At 59.6% G+C, this 20278-nt stretch carries 14 protein-coding genes; 7 read left to right on the top strand and 7 right to left on the bottom strand.

Going from position 1 to position 20278, the window contains the following annotated elements:
- Positions 1-19: 19 nt before the first annotated feature.
- Positions 20-2167 (bottom strand): fatty acid oxidation complex subunit alpha FadB, encoded by a 2148-nt coding sequence (gene fadB, locus D8U73_RS03175; protein WP_056857015.1) that lies wholly within the window; start codon positions 2165-2167, stop codon positions 20-22.
- 516 nt (positions 2168-2683) lie between these two features.
- Positions 2684-3121, bottom strand: a complete 438-nt coding sequence (locus D8U73_RS03170) for a hypothetical protein (protein ID WP_056857014.1) — start codon at positions 3119-3121, stop codon at positions 2684-2686.
- Positions 3122-3225: 104 nt separating this feature from the next.
- On the opposite strand from D8U73_RS03170, the gene D8U73_RS03165 reads away from it, so the two are divergent.
- Positions 3226-3666: a universal stress protein gene (locus D8U73_RS03165; RefSeq protein ID WP_056857013.1), complete on the top strand. Its 441-nt coding sequence runs from the start codon at positions 3226-3228 to the stop codon at positions 3664-3666.
- Positions 3667-3849: 183 nt separating this feature from the next.
- On the opposite strand, the gene D8U73_RS03160 is transcribed toward D8U73_RS03165, so the two are convergent.
- Positions 3850-5766 (bottom strand): ATP-binding cassette domain-containing protein, encoded by a 1917-nt coding sequence (locus D8U73_RS03160; protein ID WP_056857012.1) that lies wholly within the window; start codon positions 5764-5766, stop codon positions 3850-3852.
- 215 nt (positions 5767-5981) lie between these two features.
- On the opposite strand from D8U73_RS03160, the gene D8U73_RS03155 reads away from it, so the two are divergent.
- The gene (locus D8U73_RS03155) at positions 5982-7910 is read left to right on the top strand and encodes a transglycosylase SLT domain-containing protein (RefSeq protein ID WP_130903719.1); all 1929 of its coding nucleotides are present in this window, start codon (positions 5982-5984) and stop codon (positions 7908-7910) included.
- Positions 7911-8036: 126 nt separating this feature from the next.
- On the opposite strand, the gene D8U73_RS03150 is transcribed toward D8U73_RS03155, so the two are convergent.
- Positions 8037-9839 (bottom strand): ABC transporter transmembrane domain-containing protein, encoded by a 1803-nt coding sequence (locus tag D8U73_RS03150; protein ID WP_177435508.1) that lies wholly within the window; start codon positions 9837-9839, stop codon positions 8037-8039.
- 251 nt (positions 9840-10090) lie between these two features.
- Here D8U73_RS03150 and D8U73_RS03145 point away from each other — a divergent pair, with 251 nt between their 5' ends.
- Positions 10091-10270 carry a PA1571 family protein gene (locus D8U73_RS03145; protein WP_056857010.1) on the top strand — a complete coding sequence of 60 codons (180 nt, stop codon included), beginning with the start codon at positions 10091-10093 and terminating at the stop codon, positions 10268-10270.
- Positions 10271-10353: 83 nt separating this feature from the next.
- Here D8U73_RS03145 and pdxB read toward each other — a convergent pair whose 3' ends face one another.
- Positions 10354-11496 (bottom strand): 4-phosphoerythronate dehydrogenase PdxB, encoded by a 1143-nt coding sequence (gene pdxB, locus D8U73_RS03140; protein WP_130903717.1) that lies wholly within the window; start codon positions 11494-11496, stop codon positions 10354-10356.
- Positions 11497-11721: 225 nt separating this feature from the next.
- Between pdxB and D8U73_RS03135 the strand changes: the two genes are divergently transcribed.
- Positions 11722-13071, top strand: coding sequence for an MATE family efflux transporter (locus D8U73_RS03135; protein WP_130903757.1), 1350 nt, complete (start codon positions 11722-11724; stop codon positions 13069-13071).
- Between the two features lie 44 nt (positions 13072-13115).
- Here the strand turns inward: D8U73_RS03135 and tusA are convergent, their stop codons facing one another.
- On the bottom strand, positions 13116-13367 hold the full coding sequence (gene tusA, locus D8U73_RS03130) for a sulfurtransferase TusA (protein ID WP_056857100.1): 252 nt from the start codon (positions 13365-13367) through the stop codon (positions 13116-13118).
- Positions 13368-13561: 194 nt separating this feature from the next.
- On the bottom strand, positions 13562-14635 hold the full coding sequence (gene rlmM, locus D8U73_RS03120) for a 23S rRNA (cytidine(2498)-2'-O)-methyltransferase RlmM (RefSeq protein WP_130903716.1): 1074 nt from the start codon (positions 14633-14635) through the stop codon (positions 13562-13564).
- Between the two features lie 222 nt (positions 14636-14857).
- Between rlmM and acnA the strand changes: the two genes are divergently transcribed.
- The 3 genes from acnA to D8U73_RS03105 all read left to right on the top strand — a co-directional run bounded on the left by acnA (position 14858) and on the right by D8U73_RS03105 (position 20259).
- Entirely contained in the window at positions 14858-17599 is a 2742-nt protein-coding gene (gene acnA / locus D8U73_RS03115; RefSeq protein ID WP_130903715.1) for an aconitate hydratase AcnA, read from the top strand.
- A 197-nt stretch (positions 17600-17796) separates the two neighbouring features.
- Positions 17797-18588, top strand: a complete 792-nt coding sequence (locus D8U73_RS03110; protein ID WP_130903714.1) for a CPBP family intramembrane glutamic endopeptidase — start codon at positions 17797-17799, stop codon at positions 18586-18588.
- A 105-nt stretch (positions 18589-18693) separates the two neighbouring features.
- Complete coding sequence (locus D8U73_RS03105) at positions 18694-20259, top strand: PAS domain-containing methyl-accepting chemotaxis protein (protein WP_056857099.1); 1566 nt, start codon at positions 18694-18696, stop codon at positions 20257-20259.
- Positions 20260-20278 lie beyond the last annotated feature (19 nt).

Below are 20278 nucleotides of genomic sequence, written 5' to 3'. Positions count from 1 at the left end.
TCACTCTAGTTGGGGGCGCTTAACCGAAGAAGCTCTGGCCGTTTTTGGCCATTTCGCGCAGCTTCGCGGTCGGGTGGTACAGCGCGCCCAAATCAGCGTACTGGTCAGCCAGGGCTACGAACTGTGCAACACCGATCGAGTCGATGTAGCGCAATGCACCGCCACGGAATGGAGGGAAACCAATACCGTAGACCAGACCCATGTCGGCTTCGGCGGCGGTTTCGACAATGCCGTCTTCCAGGCAACGCACGGTTTCCAGGCACAACGGGATCATCATCCAGTTGATGATGTCTTCGTCGGTGACTTCACGCTGTTCGAAAACGATTGGCTTGAGCACTTCCAGCACCGACGGGTCGGCCACCTTCTTCTGCTTGCCCTTCTTGTCGGTCTCGTAGGCGTAGAAGCCCTTGCCGTTCTTCTGGCCCAGGCGCTTGGCTTCGTAGAGCACGTCAACGGCCGAGCGACGGTCGTCTTTCATGCGGTCCGGGAAGCCTTCAGCCATCACGTCGCGACCGTGGTGGCCGGTGTCGATGCCGACCACGTCCATCAGGTACGCCGGGCCCATTGGCCAGCCGAACTTCTCCATGACTTTGTCGATACGCACGAAGTCCACACCGGCGCTGACCAGCTTGGCGAAACCGCCGAAGTACGGGAACAGTACACGGTTGACCAGGAAGCCCGGGCAGTCATTGACGACGATCGGGTTCTTGCCCATTTTCTTGGCGTAGGCAACGGTGGTGGCAACAGCCAGCTCGCTGGACTTCTCGCCACGGATCACTTCAACCAGCGGCATCATGTGCACCGGGTTGAAGAAGTGCATGCCGACGAAGTTTTCCGGGCGCTTGAGGGCTTTGGCCAGCAAGGTGATGGAAATGGTCGACGTGTTCGAGGCGAGGATGGTGTCCTCTTTGACCTTGTCTTCAACTTCCGCCAGAACGGCTTGCTTGACTTTAGGGTTCTCGACAACCGCTTCCACCACCAGATCCACGTGACCGAAGTCGCCGTAAGACAGGGTTGGACGGATGCCGTTGAGCACTTCAGCCATTTTCGCGGCGGTCATGCGGCCTTTATCAACACGGCCAACCAGCAGCTTGGCGGCTTCGGCCAGACCTTGCTCGATCCCGGCTTCGTTGATGTCTTTCATCAGGATCGGCGTGCCTTTGGACGCCGATTGATAGGCGATACCGCCACCCATGATGCCGGCGCCCAGAACGGCGGCCTGCTTCACGTCCTTGGCGATTTCGTCGTAGGCCTTGGCCTTTTTCTTCAGTTCCTGATCGTTCAGGAACAGACCGATCAAGCTCTGCGCGGCAGAGGTCTTGGCCAGTTTGACGAAACCAGCAGCCTCGACTTCCAGCGCCTTTTCGCGACCGAAGTTCGCGGCTTTCTGGATAGTCTTGATCGCCTCAACCGGCGCCGGGTAGTTCGGGCCGGCTTGACCTGCCACGAAACCTTTGGCGGTTTCGAAAGCCATCATTTGTTCAATGGCGTTCAGCTTGAGCTTTTCAAGCTTCGGCTGGCGCTTGGCCTTGTAGTCGAACTCGCCGGAAATGGCGCGCTTGATCATTTCAAGTGCGGCTTCCTGCAGCTTCTCAGGGGCAACTACTGCGTCCACTGCGCCGACTTTGAGCGCGTCTTCCGGACGGTTTTCCTTGCCAGCGGCAATCCACTCGATGGCGTTGTCGGCACCGATCAGGCGCGGCAGACGCACAGTGCCGCCGAAGCCCGGGTAGATGCCCAGCTTGACTTCCGGCAGACCGATCTTGGCCTTGGTGGACATGACGCGGTAGTCCGCCGCCAGGCACATTTCCAGACCACCACCCAACGCGATGCCGTTGATGGCAACCACTGTCGGGACGTTGAGGTCTTCGAAATCGCTGAAAATCTTGTTGGCTTCGAGGTTGCCTGCAACAAGCTCTGCATCCGGCAGCTTGAAGTTGTCGACAAATTCGGTGATGTCGGCGCCGACGATGAAAACGTCCTTGCCACTGCTGACGATCACACCCTTGATCGAAGCATCTGCCTTGATGGTGTCTACGGCCTGACGCAGTTCGTTCAGGGTTAGACGGTTGAACTTGTTGACGGACTCACCCTTGAGGTCGAATTTCAATTCGACGATGCCACTTTCAAGAGCCTTAACCGTGATGGCTTTACCTTCGTAAATCATCAACTGATCTCCACGATATGGAAGCTGAACAGTACACGTCGGACGCAGGCGAATGGCTCGGCAGGGACGTTAAACGTCGATGCTACGCCCATTCCCCCGGCACACCCGCCAACGCGATAGTCGGGATTCTGTAGGAGCGATCTGAAATACAAACGCTCAATTCATACGCCCGTTTGATTTGGGTACGCCACCTTCACGGAATTTCCGACAATTGTCAATCGCCCAAAATGCGGGTTGAAACTCGACTTTGCGGTCATTTCTGTAAGACGAAGCTCTCTAACACGCGGGTGCATGTGCTGCCATTCATAGAATCAATCATTAGAAAAGTCGCCCTAATTCGCCGCGGCCTGTGTTTAACAAGCTACGCTGGCGGGACTCGATAGAAAATTTTTGAACGCTGCGGTGAATACCCAGCGTAAGATCTGCGCAAACCAAATTACCGGCCTGCCTGGCCACCCCCGCCCGATGATGTTGTCGGGCTTTTTATTGCCTCATCGCTCCTGCGGGGGCCTGGGGTCAGGCGAGCGCCTTGAGGGTCGCATCGATTTGTTGCAAAACTTCGGTTTCGCCCTTCTCGCCCCAATACAAAGTGATCATTTGTTTGTCGGCTTCGATCTTGAAAACGTTGCCTGGCAACTTTTCGAAATGAATCAGCAACGCAGGATCTTCACAGAGCTCCTGCCATTGGTTCACCCACACCCCCGGCGTTTTCTGCCAATAACTCCAACAGGCTGGCTGACTGCCGCGCCGCGGTCGATGGTACTGGGCACAGGGGTTCGGCGGTTCCTGAGCGAGCCAGTGCGGCCACTCCTGGGGCGCCAGTTGCATGGCCAGGCCGATGCGCCGCGCCTCCATGCGCAGGGCCATCCGACCGCTTTGATGACGTGATGGTCGCAACCATGCCAGAGGGCTGAGTACCACCAGCAGGATTGACACCACTATCCAGACCGTCATATCTGTACTCCCGATTTTGAATGAGCGCATTGAGCCACTTTGGAACCACTGCGCTTGAAACCAGCCATACTTACCAATATTGCATCCCTCAGGAGGAGCACCTCATGCCCTACAACCATATTCTGGTCGCTGTAGATCTAACCGAAGAGTGCGACCCTGTAATCCACCGCGCTCGCGAGCTGTCGGTGAGCAACGGTGCGAAGCTGTCCCTGGTGCATATCGTCGAACCGATGGCCATGGCCTTCGGCGGCGATGTGCCGATGGACCTGTCACAACTGCAACAACAGCAGTTCGATCAGGCCAAGGAACGTCTGGAGCGGCTGATCGTCAAGTATCCGGAGCTTTCCCGGGAGTACAGCCATCTGACCTACGGCCAGCCACGCCAGGAAATTCACCATCTGGCCAAGGAACAAGGATGCGACATGATCGTGGTGGGCAGCCATGGCCGACATGGCCTTGCATTGCTGCTGGGGTCCACTGCCAATGACGTGCTCCACGGCGCGCCTTGCGATGTGCTTGCGGTGCGGCTGCAAAGCAAATCCTGATCACACCTGACCACTGTAGGAGCGAGCCTGCTCGAGATGGTCGTCAACGATGACGCGGGGGCCTGAAACCCCGTGGCGCTCTCAGGTTCATCGCGAGCAGGCTCGCTCCTACAGGGGATTGCATTCCATATGAAAAGCCCGGCATTCATCACTGAGTGCCGGGCTTTTTCACGTCAGGATCAATCAGGCATCCAGTTCGGCCCAGCGCTCGACCATCACGTCGAGCTCAGCCTGCAACTGCGCCAACTGAGCGATCACCGCCGCGGTTTCAGCCGCCGGCCGCAGATAGAACCCGGCATCCGCCATCTGGGCTTCAACAGCTGCAATCTGCTGCTCCATGGCATCGATCTGGCCCGGCAACGCTTCCAACTCGCGCTGCAACTTGTAGCTGAGTTTTTTCTTCGCTGGTGCTTCGACCGCTGCCACCACTGGCGCGGGCTCAGCCTTGACCACCGCGGAGTTCAAGTCGGCCTTGCCAGACTTGCTCTCGGTCACGCCCAGCAGGCGCGGCGAGCCGCCCTGACGCAGCCAGTCCTGGTAACCACCGACGTACTCACGAACCTTGCCTTCGCCCTCGAAGACCAGGGTGCTGGTGACTACGTTGTCGAGGAATGCCCGGTCGTGGCTGACCATCAGCACGGTGCCATTGAAGGTCAGCAAGACCTCTTCCAGCAGTTCAAGGGTTTCGACGTCGAGGTCGTTCGTCGGTTCGTCGAGTACCAGCAGGTTCGCCGGTTTGCTGAACAGCTTGGCCAGCAACAGACGGGCACGCTCGCCACCGGACAGCGCCTTGACCGGCGTGCGGGCACGCTGCGGGCTGAACAGGAAGTCGCCGAGATAGCTCAGCACGTGACGACTCTGGCCGTCGATATCGATGAAATCGCGACCTTCGGCGACGTTATCGATCACGGTCTTTTCCAGATCCAGCTGGTGGCGCAACTGGTCGAAGTAGGCGACGTCGATCTTCGTGCCCTCCTCCACTTTGCCACTGGTAGGTTGCAGACCGCTGAGCATCAGCTTGAGCAGCGTGGTCTTGCCGGTACCGTTGGCGCCGAGCAGGCCGATACGGTCGCCGCGCTGCAACACCATGGAGAAATCCTTGATCAGGAACGGCCCGCCCGGATGAGCAAAGCTCACGTTCTCGAGCACCATCACCTGCTTGCCGGATTTGTCGGCGGTTTCCAGCTGGATATTGGCCTTGCCGGTGCGCTCGCGACGTTCGCTGCGCTCGACGCGCAACGCTTTCAAGGCACGCACGCGGCCCTCGTTACGGGTCCGGCGAGCCTTGATGCCTTGGCGGATCCACACCTCTTCCTGAGCCAGGCGTTTGTCGAACAGCGCATTGGCAGTGGCCTCGGCGGCCAGCTCGGCTTCTTTATGCACGAGGAAACTGGCGTAGTCGCCGTTCCAGTCGATCAGGCCGCCACGATCCAGTTCGAGGATACGGGTAGCGAGGTTTTGCAGGAAGGAACGGTCGTGCGTGATGAACAGCACGGCGCCCTGGAAATCCTTCAGCGCCTCTTCGAGCCAGGCGATCGCACCGATGTCCAGGTGGTTGGTTGGCTCGTCGAGCAGCAACAGATCCGGTTCGGAAACCAGTGCCTGGGCCAGCAGGACGCGGCGGCGCCAACCACCGGACAACTCGGCCAGGGTCTTGTCTGCCGGTAGCTGCAGGCGGCTCAGCGTGCTGTCGACCAGCGTCTGCAAACGCCAGCCATCGCGGGCTTCGAGGTCGTGCTGGACGTGCATCAGCTTGTCCAGGTCGGCATCGGTGACGATGTTCTGGCTCAGGTGGTGATACTCGGCCAGCAAGGCACCGACACCGTCCAGGCCTTCGGCTACCACATCGAACACGGTCCGCTCGTCGGCTACTGGCAATTCTTGCGGCAATTCACCAATCTTGAGGCCGGGTGCGCGCCAAACCGAGCCATCATCGGGCTTCTGGTCGCCCTTGACGAGCTTCATCATGCTGGACTTGCCAGTGCCGTTGCGGCCGATGATGCACACCCGCTCTCCACGGGCGATCTGCCAGGACACCTTGTCCAACAACGGCATAGCGCCGAAAGCAAGGGACACATCGCTGAATTTGAGCAGGGTCATGAGCTTCTCCAAAAACCGGGCGCGCATTCTACCTGAATCGAGGCTTCAGAAGGCCGGCAATTTCACTGTCGAAGCACTCTGCACAACAAATGTTGCGAACTGATGCAGACAGGTCCGCAAAGCTTTCACCCGCTGCTGGCAAAAGGCTAAGCTACGGATAATTCAGTGCGAGCATCGCCAGCACTCTTGTCATGGTTTATCTGTCCGGACGTCTCATGCGCAGTCGCCTTTTCAATTTTTTGTCGTGTTTTTTACTGTCTGCCGCTGCCGTTCAATCCGCCCAGGCCGTAGACCTCTCCACCCAACGCCAGTATTACGATGAAGCCAAACGCGCCCTGGCCAAGGGCGATAGCGGCCCGTATTTCCGTTACAGCCAGGCCCTGGCCGATTATCCGCTGGAACCCTACCTCGCTTACGATGAGCTGACCGCACGTCTGAAAACCGCGAGCAACGCCGAGATCGAAAAATTTCTCGCCGAGCATGGCGACCTGCCGCAGGCCAACTGGATGAAACTGCGCTGGTTGCGCTGGCTGGCCGAACGGGGTGATTGGGCGACTTTCATCAAGTATTACGACCCCAAGCTCAACTTCACTGAGTTGGACTGCCTGAATGCGCAGTATCAAATCAGCCACAACCTCAAGTCCGAGGGTTACGCCAACGCCAACAAGCTGTGGCTGTCCGGGAAATCGCAACCGGCGGCGTGTGATGCGCTGTTCGGCATGTGGGCCGCCGACGGCCAGTTAACCGAACAGAAACGTTGGGAACGCACCAAGCTCGCCGCTCAGGCGCGCAACTATCCACTGGCCACCAGCCTGGTGAACGGCCTCACCACCCTCGCCCCTCGCGGCCGCTTGCTGATCGATGTGGCGCAAAACCCGGAATTGTTGAATCAGCCATCACGCTTCACGCCAGCTGACGAACCGATGTCCGATGTGGTCAGCCTCGGCCTGCGCCGTCTCGCCCGCCAGGACCCGGACAGGGCCATGAACCTGCTCGACGGGTATGCCAGCAGCATGCATTTCTCCCGGGATGAAAAAGTCGCGATCGCCCGGGAAATCGGATTGACCCTCGCCAAACGCTTCGACAGCCGCGCGCTGGACATGATGACCAGGTACGACCCGGAACTGCGCGACAACACCGTGTCCGAATGGCGTATGCGCCTGTTATTGCGCCTGGCCCGCTGGGACGACGCCTATCAGCTGACCCGCCGTCTGCCCCAGGATCTCGCCACCACTAACCGCTGGCGTTACTGGCAGGCCCGTAGCCTGGAGCTGGCACAACCGCAAAGCCCAGAACCGCAAACCCTATACAAAAATCTTGCTCGCGAACGTGACTTCTATGGATTTCTCGCGGCAGATCGTTCGCAATCCGCCTATTCGCTGAACAACAAACCGCTGGTGATGAGCCAGGCGCTGATCAACAAGGTTCGCAACACCCCCGGTATACGCCGGGCTCTGGAATTTCATGCTCGCGGGCAAATTGTCGACGGTCGTCGTGAGTGGTACCACGTCAGTCGCCACTTCAACCGCGACGAAATGGTTGCCCAGGCCAAGTTGGCCTACGACCTCAAATGGTATTTCCCGGCCATTCGCACGATCAGCCAAGCGCAGTATTGGGACGATCTGGATATACGATTCCCGATGGCCCACCGCAACACGCTGGTACGTGAAGCGAAGAATCGCGGCTTACATCCAAGCTGGGCATTCGCCATCACCCGTCAGGAAAGTGCCTTCATGGAGGACGCCCGTTCCGGCGTCGGCGCGTCGGGCCTGATGCAGTTGATGCCCGCCACGGCCAAGGAAACCGCACGCAAGTTCAGCATTCCGTACGCGTCGCCGCAGCAGCTGTTCGACCCGGACAAGAATATTCAGCTCGGTGCCGCCTACCTGAGCCAGGTGCACAGCCAGTTCAACGGCAACCGCGTCCTCGCCTCCGCCGCCTATAACGCCGGCCCCGGGCGTGTTCGTCAGTGGCTGCGCGGTGCCGACCACCTGAGCTTCGACGTGTGGGTGGAAAGCATTCCGTTCGACGAAACCCGCCAGTACGTGCAAAACGTGTTGTCGTACTCGGTGATCTACGGCCAGAAACTCAACTCGCCACAGCCGATCGTGGATTGGCATGAGCGTTATTTCGACGATCAGTAATAGCCCTGTCGGAGCTGGCGAGGCTGCGATCTTTTGATCCGTGCTTCTCCTTGGGACACAAAAATGCCCGCATCGATTGATGCGGGCATTTTTGTTAAATCAAGATCAAAAGATCGCAGCCTTGCTTCACTCGACGGCTCTTACCGGGGGAAGTTCGAGTTCTGCCTGGCCATCACTGAACTGCAACGCCGCCAACCGCGCATACAGCGCATTGCTCGCAATGAGTTCTTGATGCGTGCCCACCGCCACCACTTTCCCTTGGTCCATCACGGCGATACGGTCGGCGTTTTTTACCGTGGCCAGCCGATGGGCGATGACCAGGGTCGTGCGGTTTTTCATCAGGCTCGGCAGGGCTTGCTGGATCAGATGCTCGCTTTGCGCATCGAGGGCGCTGGTGGCTTCGTCAAGCAAGAGGATCGGCGCGTCCACCAGCAACGCCCGGGCGATCGCCAGACGCTGGCGCTGGCCGCCGGACAAGCCGAGGCCGCCATCGCCCAGATGCGTCTGGTAACCGTTGGGCATGGCTTCGATAAAGTCGTGGGCGTAGGCGATTTTTGCCGCATCCTGGACCTCGGCGAGCGTCGCCGTCGGATTGCCGTAGCGGATGTTCTCTTCGATGCTGCCGAAAAACAGTGCTGGGGACTGCGAGACCAGGGCGAAACAACGACGCAAATCCAAAGGATCGAGCCGGGTCAATTCAGTGCCATCAAGCAGGATGCGTCCCTCGGAGGGGTCGTAGAAGCGCAGCAGCAAGTCATACACGGTCGACTTGCCTGCCCCCGAAGGCCCGACCAATGCCAGGGTTTCGCCCGAGCGGATGCTCAGGCTCAAGCCATCGACCGCATAGCTTTCGGGACGCGACGGGTAGGAAAAACGCACATCCTCAAGCAGCAGCTCGCCCTTCACCCGCGCAGGCAAGGCCACCAGACCAGTCGTCGGTGGCCGGATGATATTTTCCGAGCGCAACAATTCGGCGATCCGCTCAGCTGCGCCGGCCGCACGTTGCAATTCGCCAATCACTTCGCTCAAGGTGCCGAATGCACTGCCAACGATCAGGCTGTAAAAAACGAACGCCGCCAGCTCCCCCGCAGAAATGCGCCCGGCAATCACGTCCATGCCGCCGACCCAGAGCATGACCCCGACTGCACCCAGAACCAGGACGATGACCAGGGTAATCAGCCAGGCCCGCTGAAAGATGCGTCTGCGCGCGGTGTTGAATGCGTCTTCAACGGTTACGGCAAACCGCTGCTGGTCCTGGGCCTGGTGGTTGTAGGCCTGCACGGTTTTGATCTGGCTGAGGGTCTCGGAGACATAACTGCCGATATCGGCGATGCGGTCCTGGCTCAAGCGCGACAGGTTGCGCACGCGTCGGCCAAAAATCAGGATCGGCGCAATCACCAATGGCAAGGCGACGACAACGATGCTGGTGAGTTTGGGATTGGTAATGAACAGCAGGACGATCCCGCCGATGACCATCAACAGGTTCCGCAGGAACATCGACAGCGAAGAGCCGATCACCGATTGCAGCAGTGTGGTATCGGCAGTCAGTCGCGATTGAATTTCCGAACTGCGGTTGTTTTCATAAAACCCTGGATGCAGATAGATCAAATGGTTGAAAACCTGCCGGCGAATATCGGCGACACAGCGCTCGCCGATCCACGACACCAGATAAAACCGGGCGAAGGTACCGACCGCCAGCCCCAATACCAGCAGCATGAACACGCCGATGGACTGGTTGAGCAAATGCGGTGACTGGGTCATGAAGCCCTGATCCACCAGCATGCGTATGCCCTGCCCCATGGACAGGGTAATGCCCGCCGTGACGACCAACGCCAGCAAGGCACCCAATGCATGCCAGCGATAGGGCGCGATGAAACGGCTGGCCAGACGAATGGCACGGCGGTGGCGAACAGTGAGCATCGGCATCATCCAGGCGAGAGCAACTGAGAAAAGCAACTTACACCGATCAATGGGGTGGAACTTGGTAAATCACAATGAGTCAGGTTAATTATGTCCATCAAGACTAGGGGCTAGACGCTATCGGTCTAAAGTTCGGGTGGCAACACCACGATATTTCTGGTGGACTGATATTGCCGTCCGGGAGTGATCGCAGGGAGATGTCACAGCCTGGTCACCTGGCGGTTTTAGAGTGGGTACACAACCTGATGAGGAGACAGGCCATGTCCTTGCAAAACAGCAGCGATGACAAGATTCAAGTGATCCGCACGCAGCCAGACCAGTCTCTGGGTTGCTCGATTATCGATGAACAGGGCCGCGAAGTACCGATCACTGAAGACATGATCCAGAAAGCTTGCCGCGATCTGGACAAGCGATTGGTCAAGCCTGCCGAAAAAAAGTGATATAGCCACCGTCTTCTTGACCCGGCCCTGGTTGGCCGGGTTTTTTATGCCTGCCTGTTGTGGCAGCTCTACAGCGATGATCTTTAAATAATTGTCGCGCCCAACGCCGCCACAATCTGCCGCAGTACCGGTGCATCCCCTTCGATCCGCACCTGCAAGCCATCGATCTCACGACGCGACGGATAATTCTTGCGTAACAAATCGAATGCCGCACGCTGCTCGCTCACGCTGCCTACAAGGCTGCGGCGAAAATCCGCATCGTCGCGGCGCGGGTCGTACACGCCACGGCACAACATCGCCAATGCCCAGGCCGGATCGCTTTGCGCGTTCAAGGTCACTTGCGACAACCACGGCGCCGGCAACAAATCACTCAAGCGGACCTGGGCCGGTTGCCCAAGGAAATCGCAGTACGCCTGGTAGATTTGCGCGGTACCGCGCTGCTTGCCATCAAGGCTATAGCCGGCAATGTGCGGCGTTGCCAGAACGCAAAGCTCGGCCAGCGCCACATCGACTTCCGGCTCACCTTCCCAGACATCCAGCACCGCCTGCAGGTCTTCGCGCTCCAGCAACACATCGCGCAAGGCAGCATTGTTGACCACCGGACCACGACTGGCATTGATCAGCCAGGCACCGGGCTTGAGCTGGTTCAAGCGTTTTTTATCAAACAGATGCCAGGTCGACTGCGGGCCTTGCTTGGTTAGCGGTGTGTGCAGGCTGATCACGTCGCACTGCGCGATGATGTCCTCGAGACTGACGTAATCACCACCTTCAACAGCTTGACGTGGCGGGTCGCAGACCAGCACCTTCCAGCCCAGCCCCTGCAGGACCTTGACCAATCGCCCGCCCACTTCGCCGGCCCCGACTACGCCGTAGGTGCGCTGCGTCAGATCGACGCCTTCGATTTCGGCCAGGGTCAACAAGCTGCCGAGCACATAGTCGACCACGCCCCGGGCGTTGCAACCCGGCGCACTGGACCAGGTGATACCGGCCTGCCGGAAGTAATCGAGGTCCAGGTGATCGGTGCCGATGGTGCAGGTGCCGACAAAGCGCACTTTGCTGCCGTCGAGCAACGCGCGGTTGACGTTGGTCACTGATCGCACCAGCAGCACGTCGGCCTGTTCGACGGTGGCGCGGTCAATGGATCGACCCGGCACCCGGCGGATTTCACCGAAACCTTCGAAGAAGGCATCGAGCAGGGGGATGTTTTCGTCGGCAACAATCAGCATGGCAGGCTCCTTTGGCGGATCGGCAGTGTAGGCGTAGATGGCACATCGCGCCTAGCACGCTGCTGGCAAGTGTTTACAAATCCCTAACACTGGTCTTTTCCTGACCGCTGCGTCAACGCGTAGAATGCGCGCCTGTGCATCAAAACCCTTTTGGACGCTTCGCTATTGAACCCTGTCATTGAAAACACCGTCGCCGCGGCTCCTGCGCGGACGACTCCCGTACGCATGGAGCTCAAAGGCTTGCTCAGCCTGGCTATGCCGATCATGGTCGCGCAATTGGCCACCACCGCCATGGGCTTTGTCGATGCGGTGATGGCCGGCCGCGTCAGCCCGCGGGATCTGGCCTCGGTGGCGCTGGGCAACTCGATCTGGATTCCGGTCTACCTGCTGATGTCCGGTGTTCTGCTGGCCACCACTCCCAAGGTCGCGCAACGTTTTGGCGCTGGGCAGCTTGACCAGATTGGTCCTCTGGTACGCCAGGCATTGTGGCTCGCACTGTGTGTCGGGTTGATCGGCAGTGGTCTGTTGCTCGCGGCCGAGCCGATCCTGCACTGGATGAAAGTCGATGCACAGTTGATCGAACCCAGCATGGGTTACCTGCATGGCATCGCTTTCGGCTTGCCGGGCATGGCCTTTTATTATGTGCTGCGCTGCTACAGCGACGGCATGGGCCGGACACGTCCGAGCATGGTCATTGGCTTGTGCGGCCTGTTACTGAATATCCCGCTGAACTATGCGCTGATCTACGGCCATTTCGGCGCCCCGGCCCTGGGTGGCGTCGGTTGCGGCTGGGCCAGCGGCATCGTGATGTGGTTCATGGCGCTGAGCATGGCCGGCTGGACTTTCTGGGCGCCGTTCTATGCGCGTACTCGCGTATTGGTGCGCTTCGATCGCCCGCAATGGGCGGTGATCAAGCGCCTGGTCGGCATTGGCCTGCCAATCGGTATCGCAGTCTTCGCCGAGTCGAGCATCTTCGCGGTCATCGCCCTGTTGATCGGTAGCCTCGGCTCCACCGTCGTGGCCGGCCACCAGATCGCCCTGAACATCAGCTCGCTACTGTTCATGATTCCTTACTCGCTGGGCATGGCGGTAACCGTGCGGGTCGGCCAGGCATTGGGCGCAGGCAACCCGTGGCAGGCGCGGTTCGCGGCGAAAGTCGGGCTCGGTGCAGCGCTGGTGTTCGCTGCATTTTCGGCGACACTGATCCTCTGCCTGCGCGAACCTATCGCTTCGATCTACACGCCCGACAAGGCAGTGATCCAGATTGCGTCGATGCTGATCGTCTACGCCGCGCTGTATCAGTTCTCGGATGCCATTCAGGTGATCTGCGCCGGAGCGCTGCGTGGCTACCAGGACACGCGGGTGACGATGATCCTGACGTTGTTCGCCTATTGGGGCATCGGGCTGCCGGTTGGGTATGTGCTGGGGCTGACCGATTGGCTCGGCCCGGCCAGCGGCCCGAGCGGGCTGTGGGAAGGCCTGATCGCCGGTTTGAGTTGTGCGGCATTGATGCTGTCGATACGGCTGACCCGCAGTGCGCGCAAACGCATTCGCATCAGCCGCTCGGTGGGCTGATAACCCAAAAAAAGACCTGCTTTTGCAGGTCTTTTTTTTGTCCGTCAAACGGACTTTTTGCGAATCCAGTACAGGTAAGTCCCTGCATCTTCATGTTGGCCCACCAGCTCGTGGTCGAGAAACACGCAGAACTTGGGAATATCGCGACGAGTCGACGGATCGGTGGCGATCACCTTGAGCAAACCGCCGGGGACCAGGTCACGGATGTGCTGGTGCAGCATCATCACCGGTTCCGGACAGTTGAGGCCGGTGGCGTCGAGGGTGCCGTCAACCGGCGTATCAAGCATTTCACTCATGATCAACTCCTGAAACTTGCCGGCATTGTCGCCCATTGCCGGGTTTGTGGCGAGGGAGCTTGCTCCCGCTCGGCGGCGAAGCCGTCGCAAAACCTGTGTATGAGGTGTACCTGATATCGTGAGGCCACTGAACTCAGGGCCGCTTCGCAGCCCAGCGGGAGCAAGCTCCCTCGCCACAAAGCCATCGGCGTAAATCAGCGGGACTTGGGTTTCTTCACGTCGAGCCGGCGAAGGTGGCAGGTCACTTCTTCACGGTCGTGGTACAGCTGCTTGCAGCCGATCTCGACCTTGATGCCCCGGGCCTTGAAGCCATCGGCAATCCGCTCCAGCAGGCGCTTCACCTCGGCATAGCGCTGTTTCATCGGCAGCTTGAGGTTGACCACTGCTTCGCGGCAATGCCCCTCGCCGATCCACTCCTCGAGCATCGCGGCGTTGCGCGCCGGTTTCTCGACGATGTCGCAGACCATCCAGTCCACCGGTTGCTTGGGCTTGAAGGTGAAACCGTCGGCCATCAAGTGCTGCACCAGGCCGGTGTCCATCAGGCTTTCGGCCATCGGCCCGTTGTCAATCGCGGTCACCAGCATGCCGCGGTTGACCAGTTGCCAGGTCCAGCCACCCGGTGCGGCACCGAGGTCGACGCCAGTCATGTCACTGTGCAAGCGTTCGTCCCACTGATCACGCGGGATAAAGTGGTGCCAGGCCTCCTCCAGCTTCAAGGTCGAACGGCTCGGCGCCTCGCGAGGGAACTTCAGACGCGGAATGCCCATCGGCCACATCGCCGAATTATTCGACTCAGCCAGGCCGACGAACACTTCACGCCCGCTCTTGAACGTCAGTAGCAGGCGCGGTTTATTGGCATCATCTACCAGTTTGCCAGCCGCCATCAGCGCTTTGCGCAAATGCACTTCGAATTTTTTGCAGAAGTTCGACAGTTCCTTGCCATCGTTGGTATCGACCATTTCCAGCCAAAGGCTGCCGCACACGGGAAAATCCGCCATGTGTGCGAGGATTACGCTGATGCGGTCGGTTTCCGGCAGATCAATGAAAATACCCCGTGCCCATTGGCGTGGGAAGATCAGTCGTTCAAAACGCTGACCACGCATCAGGCGCTCGGCGCCATCTTCTTCGGTGCAGACAAATTCGGCGCAGGCGCTGGCGGCCTTGGCCTTGGCATAACCGGCCACGTTCAGTTGTGCGGCAAGGTCGGAAATCTCCGAACAGACTTCGCCTTCGAAGCCCGGCCGGCAATGCATGAATAGGGTGTTCATTCTTACTCCTGGGCAGATGGCGAGACATTCAACCACTGCGCGATGCCCAGGCTTGCTCTGCAGCAAAGCCTGTCACGAAAACCGGCGCATGATAGCCGAGATCGGAACCTGGGGTCTGTCCATAGAGTCCAGTTATTAGCCAGCTACTTGAAACAGGGCTAGGTTTAATGCTCTGCCCGTCCCCTCAGTCTGCAGCCGTGCGGACTTAAAGGAGTGATCGTAATGCCGTCCCTCGATAGCCTGAAGACTTTGAAAACCCTGCAAGTCGACGACAAGACCTACCACTATTTCAGCCTGCCCGATGCCGCCAAAAGCCTGGGTGATCTGGACAAGCTGCCCATGTCGTTGAAAGTGCTGCTGGAAAACCTGCTGCGCTGGGAAGATGAAAAAACCGTGACCGGCGCCGATCTCAAGGCGATTGCCGCCTGGCTCAAGGAGCGCCGTTCCGACCGCGAAATCCAGTACCGCCCGGCGCGCGTGCTGATGCAAGACTTCACCGGTGTACCTGCGGTGGTCGACCTGGCCGCCATGCGCGCGGCGATGGCCAAGGCCGGTGGCGATCCGCAGCGGATCAACCCGCTCTCCCCCGTCGACCTGGTGATCGACCATTCGGTGATGGTCGACAAATTCGCCACCAGCAGCGCTTTCGAACAGAACGTCGATATCGAAATGCAACGCAACGGCGAGCGCTACGCGTTCCTGCGCTGGGGCCAAAGCGCCTTTGATAACTTTAGCGTGGTGCCGCCGGGCACCGGGATCTGTCACCAGGTCAACCTGGAATACCTGGGCCGCACCGTCTGGACCAAAGACGAGGACGGCCGCACGTACGCCTTCCCGGATACGCTGGTGGGCACCGACTCCCACACCACCATGATCAACGGCCTCGGCGTCCTCGGCTGGGGGGTAGGCGGCATTGAAGCGGAAGCGGCGATGCTCGGGCAACCGGTGTCGATGCTGATCCCGGAAGTGATTGGCTTCAAACTCACCGGCAAACTCAAGGAAGGCATCACCGCCACTGACCTGGTGCTGACCGTGACCCAGATGCTGCGCAAGAAAGGCGTTGTGGGGAAATTCGTCGAGTTCTACGGTGACGGCCTCGCCGACCTGCCGCTGGCCGACCGCGCGACCATTGCCAACATGGCCCCGGAGTACGGCGCCACTTGCGGCTTCTTCCCGGTGGACGACGTGACGCTGGAATACCTGCGCCTGTCCGGGCGCCCGATTGAGACCGTAAAACTGGTCGAGGCCTACAGCAAGGCGCAAGGGTTGTGGCGCCTGCCGGGCAAGGAACCGGTGTTCACTGACAGCCTGGCGCTGGACATGGCCAGTGTCGAAGCCAGCCTCGCCGGACCAAAACGCCCACAAGACCGGGTTTCACTGCCGAATGTCGCGCAAGCGTTCAGCGACTTCCTCGGCCTGCAAATAAAACCTACCAGCAAGGAAGAAGGTCGCCTGGAAAGCGAGGGCGGCGGCGGTGTGGCGGTGGGTAACGCCGATCTGGCCGGTGAAGTTGACTACGACTTTGAAGGGCAAACGGTGCGGCTGAAAAACGGCGCGGTGGTGATTGCCGCGATCACCTCCTGCACCAACACCTCCAACCCGAGCGTTATGATGGCTGCCGGTCTGGTGGCGAAGAAAGCCGTGGAAAAAGGCCTGCGCCGCAAGCCCTGGGTGAAAAGCTCCCTTGCCCCCGGCTCGAAAGTGGTCACCGACTATTACAAGGCTGCCGGCCTGACGCAGTACCTCGATGAACTGGGTTTCGCTCTGGTGGGCTATGGCTGCACCACTTGCATCGGCAACTCTGGCCCGTTGCCGGAACCGATCGAAAAAGCCATCCAGAAAGCTGACCTGACCGTAGCCTCGGTGCTGTCGGGCAACCGTAACTTCGAAGGCCGGGTCCATCCGCTGGTGAAAACCAACTGGCTGGCCTCGCCGCCATTGGTGGTCGCTTATGCACTGGCCGGCACCGTGCGCATCGACCTCAGCCGCGAACCCTTGGGCGAAGACCAGAGCGGCAATCTGGTTTATCTGCGGGATATCTGGCCAAGTACACAGGAAATCGCCGACGCGGTGGAGCAGGTCAACACCGCCATGTTCCACAAGGAGTACGCCGAAGTCTTTGCTGGCGATGAACAGTGGCAAGCCATTGAAGTGCCGCAAGCGGCGACCTACGTCTGGCAGGACGATTCGACTTATATCCAGCACCCGCCGTTCTTCGATGACATCGGCGGACCACCGCCAGTGGTGAAGGACGTCAACGGCGCGCGCGTGCTTGCGCTGCTCGGCGACTCGGTGACCACCGACCACATTTCCCCGGCCGGCAACATCAAGGCTGACAGCCCGGCGGGCCGCTACCTGCGCGAAAAAGGCGTGGAGCCACGGGACTTCAACTCCTACGGTTCGCGCCGCGGCAATCATGAAGTGATGATGCGCGGCACCTTCGCCAACATCCGTATTCGCAATGAAATGCTGGGTGGTGAAGAAGGTGGCAACACCCTCTACATCCCCACCGCAGAGAAGTTGGCGATCTACGATGCGGCCATGCGTTATCAAGCCGCGGGGACGCCGCTGGTGGTAATCGCAGGGCAAGAATATGGCACCGGCTCGAGCCGTGACTGGGCGGCCAAGGGCACCAATCTGCTGGGGGTCAAAGCGGTCATCGCCGAGAGTTTCGAGCGGATTCACCGCTCCAATCTGGTGGGCATGGGGGTGCTGCCGCTGCAGTTCAAGCTCGATCAAAACCGCAAGAGCCTGAATCTGCGAGGCACTGAAACCCTGGATATTCTCGGCCTGAGCGATGTTGAGCTGACGCCGAGAATGAACCTGACCCTGGTGATCAACCGTGAAAACGGCACCAGTGAAAGGATCGAGGTACTGTGCCGGATCGATACGCTTAATGAAGTGGAGTACTTCAAGTCGGGAGGAATTCTGCATTACGTGTTGCGGCAGTTGATTGCGTCGTAGCCGCTGCACCGACAGAAACACCGCCTTGATGGCGGTGTTTCTGTTTGGGTTATTAAAATCAATGGGCTAGCGAGCCTGCTCGCGATGACGGTGTACCATTCGCCACTGATCTTGAACGACACTCCGCTACGTGAGCAGGCTCGCTTCAACAGAGGGCGGGTTCAGGCCCCCTTAAATTTCAGATAAAAGGATTTTCAATGTTCGCCCTGCCATGGACTTTTCTGGCCCTGCTCTCCCTCGGCTATGGCATGGCCCTGGCCTATGGCCGTCTCGGCTGGCTTGTCGGGATTTCCGTCGGCTTGTTACTGATCGCCGGTTTCGCCGTTCGTCAAACGAAGCTGCCGTTCGGCCGCTATCTCGGCCACGGTCTGTTCATCTTCCTGGCGCTGGCATTGGCGATGCACTGGTTGCCGGGCTTCCATAACGGTCGGGTGATCGACCCGCAGCGTTTCACCGACGATGCCGTGCGGTTTTCCATGTACCTGAATCTGGATAAACCCCTGATCGGTTTCTGGCTATTGCTGGTCTGTCCGTGGATTGTCGGTCGGCGTTCACTGCGGCTATTCATGTATGCCACGCCAGTCGCGCTGGCCCTGAGTGCCGTGCTTGCACTGGGCGGCGCACTGTTGCTGGGCGTCATTGCCTGGGCGCCGAAATGGCCAGACGCTGCCTGGCTATGGTTGCTCAACAATCTGCTGCTGGTGACGCTGGTCGAGGAAGCGCTGTTCCGCGGCTATATCCAGGGCGGCTTGAGCCGATATTTCAAGAACCTGGCTCAGGGGGAAAACCTCGCCCTGTTGCTCGCCTCGCTGGTGTTTGGCTTGGCGCATGCGGGAGCCGGATGGCAATGGGTACTGTTGGCGAGCCTGGCCGGAATCGGCTACGGCCTGGCCTACCGCTTCGGCGGACTGGCCGCCGCCCTCGCCACGCATTTTGGTCTGAATGCCCTGCATTTCGGCTTGTTCACCTATCCGATGCTCGTCGGCTGACGCAAGGGTCATTTTGCGACGGACCGCTGATAATTGAAAAATAAGCTCAACCATTCGCTGGCGATGCCGATACAGCACTTGAAAGCCTTGCGGATTAAAAAAGCCATGCGTAACAACCAGCCAATTACACAACGCGAACGGACCTTCCCGGCCCAGCAACGGTTGATTTCCACCACCGATGCCAAAGGCATGATCACCTACTGCAACGACGACTTCGTCGAGATCAGCGGGTTTTCTCGTGAAGAACTGATCCGTGCGCCGCATAACCTGGTGCGTCACCCCGACGTCCCGGCCGCGGTGTTCTCGCACATGTGGGCGACACTGAAACAAGGCTTGCCATGGATGGGTATTGTCAAGAATCGCTGCAAGAGCGGTGATCACTATTGGGTCAACGCCTACGTGACACCGATCTTCGAAGGCAATCAGGTGATCGGTTACGAGTCGGTGCGGGTCAAGCCCACCGCCGAACAGATCCGCCGCGCCGAAGCGCTCTACCAACGCATCAACCAGGGCAAGTCGGCGATTCCTTCCAGCGATAAATGGTTGCCGGTTCTACAAGACTGGCTGCCGTTCATTCTGGTCAGCCAGTTGAGTTTCATGATTGGTGCCACCCTGACCTCGCAGTGGGGTTTCGCCCTCGCCGCCGCGCTCTCGGTGCCGTTGGGCCTGATGGGCCTGAGCTGGCAGCAGCGTGGCATCAAGCGTTTGTTGCGCCTGGCCGAGCAGACCACGTCCGACCCGTTGATCGCGCAGATGTACACCGACAGCCGCGGCGCCCAGGCGCGCCTTGAGATGTCGATCCTCAGCCAGGAAGCACGCTTGAAAACCTGCCTGACTCGCCTGCAGGACACGGCCGAACACCTGACCGATCAGGCCAGGCAGTCCGACGCCCTGGCCCACAGCAGCTCCACCGGCCTGGAACGTCAGCGCGTCGAAACCGAGCAAGTCGCCACCGCCGTCAATCAGATGGCCGCAACCACGCAGGAAGTCGCCAGCCATGTGCAGCGCACCGCCGATGCCACCCAGGAAGCCAATCGCCTGACCGGGCGCGGGCGCGACATCGCCGGGGAAACCCGCGAAGCCATTCAGCGCCTGTCGGTGGTGGTTGGGGAAACCGGCCTGACCGTGACCCAACTGGCCAAGGACAGCGACGAAATCGGTGGCGTGGTCGACGTGATCAAAGGGATCGCCGACCAGACCAACCTGCTGGCGCTGAACGCCGCCATCGAAGCGGCGCGGGCCGGCGAGATGGGTCGTGGTTTTGCAGTGGTCGCCGACGAAGTGCGTCAGTTGGCGCAACGTACCAGCGAATCCACCGGGCAGATTCATGCGCTGATCGCCAAGCTGCAGCAAACCGCAGGCACTGCCGTACAGACCATGGAAGCCGGGCATCGCCAGGCCGAAGAAGGCGTGGCGCGGGTGCTGGAAGCCGATCAGGCACTGGTGGGGATCAGCGAAGCGGTGGCCAACATCACCGACATGACCACCCAGATCGCTGCCGCCACGGAAGAGCAAAGCGCCGTGGCCGAAGAAATCAGCCGCAACATCAGCAACATCTCTGACCTGGCAGACCAGACCTCGGAACAGGCTCAGAACTCGGCGTTGTTGAGTGAAGAGCTGACCAAAACCGCGAATACGCAATACTCGTTGGTGGAGCGGTTCAACCGCTGATGGGTGTGCACTGATCGTT

It is taken from the genome of Pseudomonas sp. Sample_22, assembly GCF_004307635.1.
Taxonomy (GTDB): Bacteria; Pseudomonadota; Gammaproteobacteria; order Pseudomonadales; family Pseudomonadaceae; genus Aquipseudomonas.
Note: the sequence above shows the minus strand (reverse complement) of the source record. Positions and strands in the feature narration are given on the sequence as shown.

Coding starts and splice junctions, on each gene's coding strand:
- fadB (WP_056857015.1), bottom strand. CDS start 2,167: ATGATTTACGAAGGTAAAGCCATCACGGTTAAGGCTCTTGAAAGTGGC.
- D8U73_RS03170 (WP_056857014.1), bottom strand. CDS start 3,121: ATGACGGTCTGGATAGTGGTGTCAATCCTGCTGGTGGTACTCAGCCCT.
- D8U73_RS03165 (WP_056857013.1), top strand. CDS start 3,226: ATGCCCTACAACCATATTCTGGTCGCTGTAGATCTAACCGAAGAGTGC.
- D8U73_RS03160 (WP_056857012.1), bottom strand. CDS start 5,766: ATGACCCTGCTCAAATTCAGCGATGTGTCCCTTGCTTTCGGCGCTATG.
- D8U73_RS03155 (WP_130903719.1), top strand. CDS start 5,982: ATGCGCAGTCGCCTTTTCAATTTTTTGTCGTGTTTTTTACTGTCTGCC.
- D8U73_RS03150 (WP_177435508.1), bottom strand. CDS start 9,839: ATGATGCCGATGCTCACTGTTCGCCACCGCCGTGCCATTCGTCTGGCC.
- D8U73_RS03145 (WP_056857010.1), top strand. CDS start 10,091: ATGTCCTTGCAAAACAGCAGCGATGACAAGATTCAAGTGATCCGCACG.
- pdxB (WP_130903717.1), bottom strand. CDS start 11,496: ATGCTGATTGTTGCCGACGAAAACATCCCCCTGCTCGATGCCTTCTTC.
- D8U73_RS03135 (WP_130903757.1), top strand. CDS start 11,722: ATGGAGCTCAAAGGCTTGCTCAGCCTGGCTATGCCGATCATGGTCGCG.
- tusA (WP_056857100.1), bottom strand. CDS start 13,367: ATGAGTGAAATGCTTGATACGCCGGTTGACGGCACCCTCGACGCCACC.
- rlmM (WP_130903716.1), bottom strand. CDS start 14,635: ATGAACACCCTATTCATGCATTGCCGGCCGGGCTTCGAAGGCGAAGTC.
- acnA (WP_130903715.1), top strand. CDS start 14,858: ATGCCGTCCCTCGATAGCCTGAAGACTTTGAAAACCCTGCAAGTCGAC.
- D8U73_RS03110 (WP_130903714.1), top strand. CDS start 17,797: ATGTTCGCCCTGCCATGGACTTTTCTGGCCCTGCTCTCCCTCGGCTAT.
- D8U73_RS03105 (WP_056857099.1), top strand. CDS start 18,694: ATGCGTAACAACCAGCCAATTACACAACGCGAACGGACCTTCCCGGCC.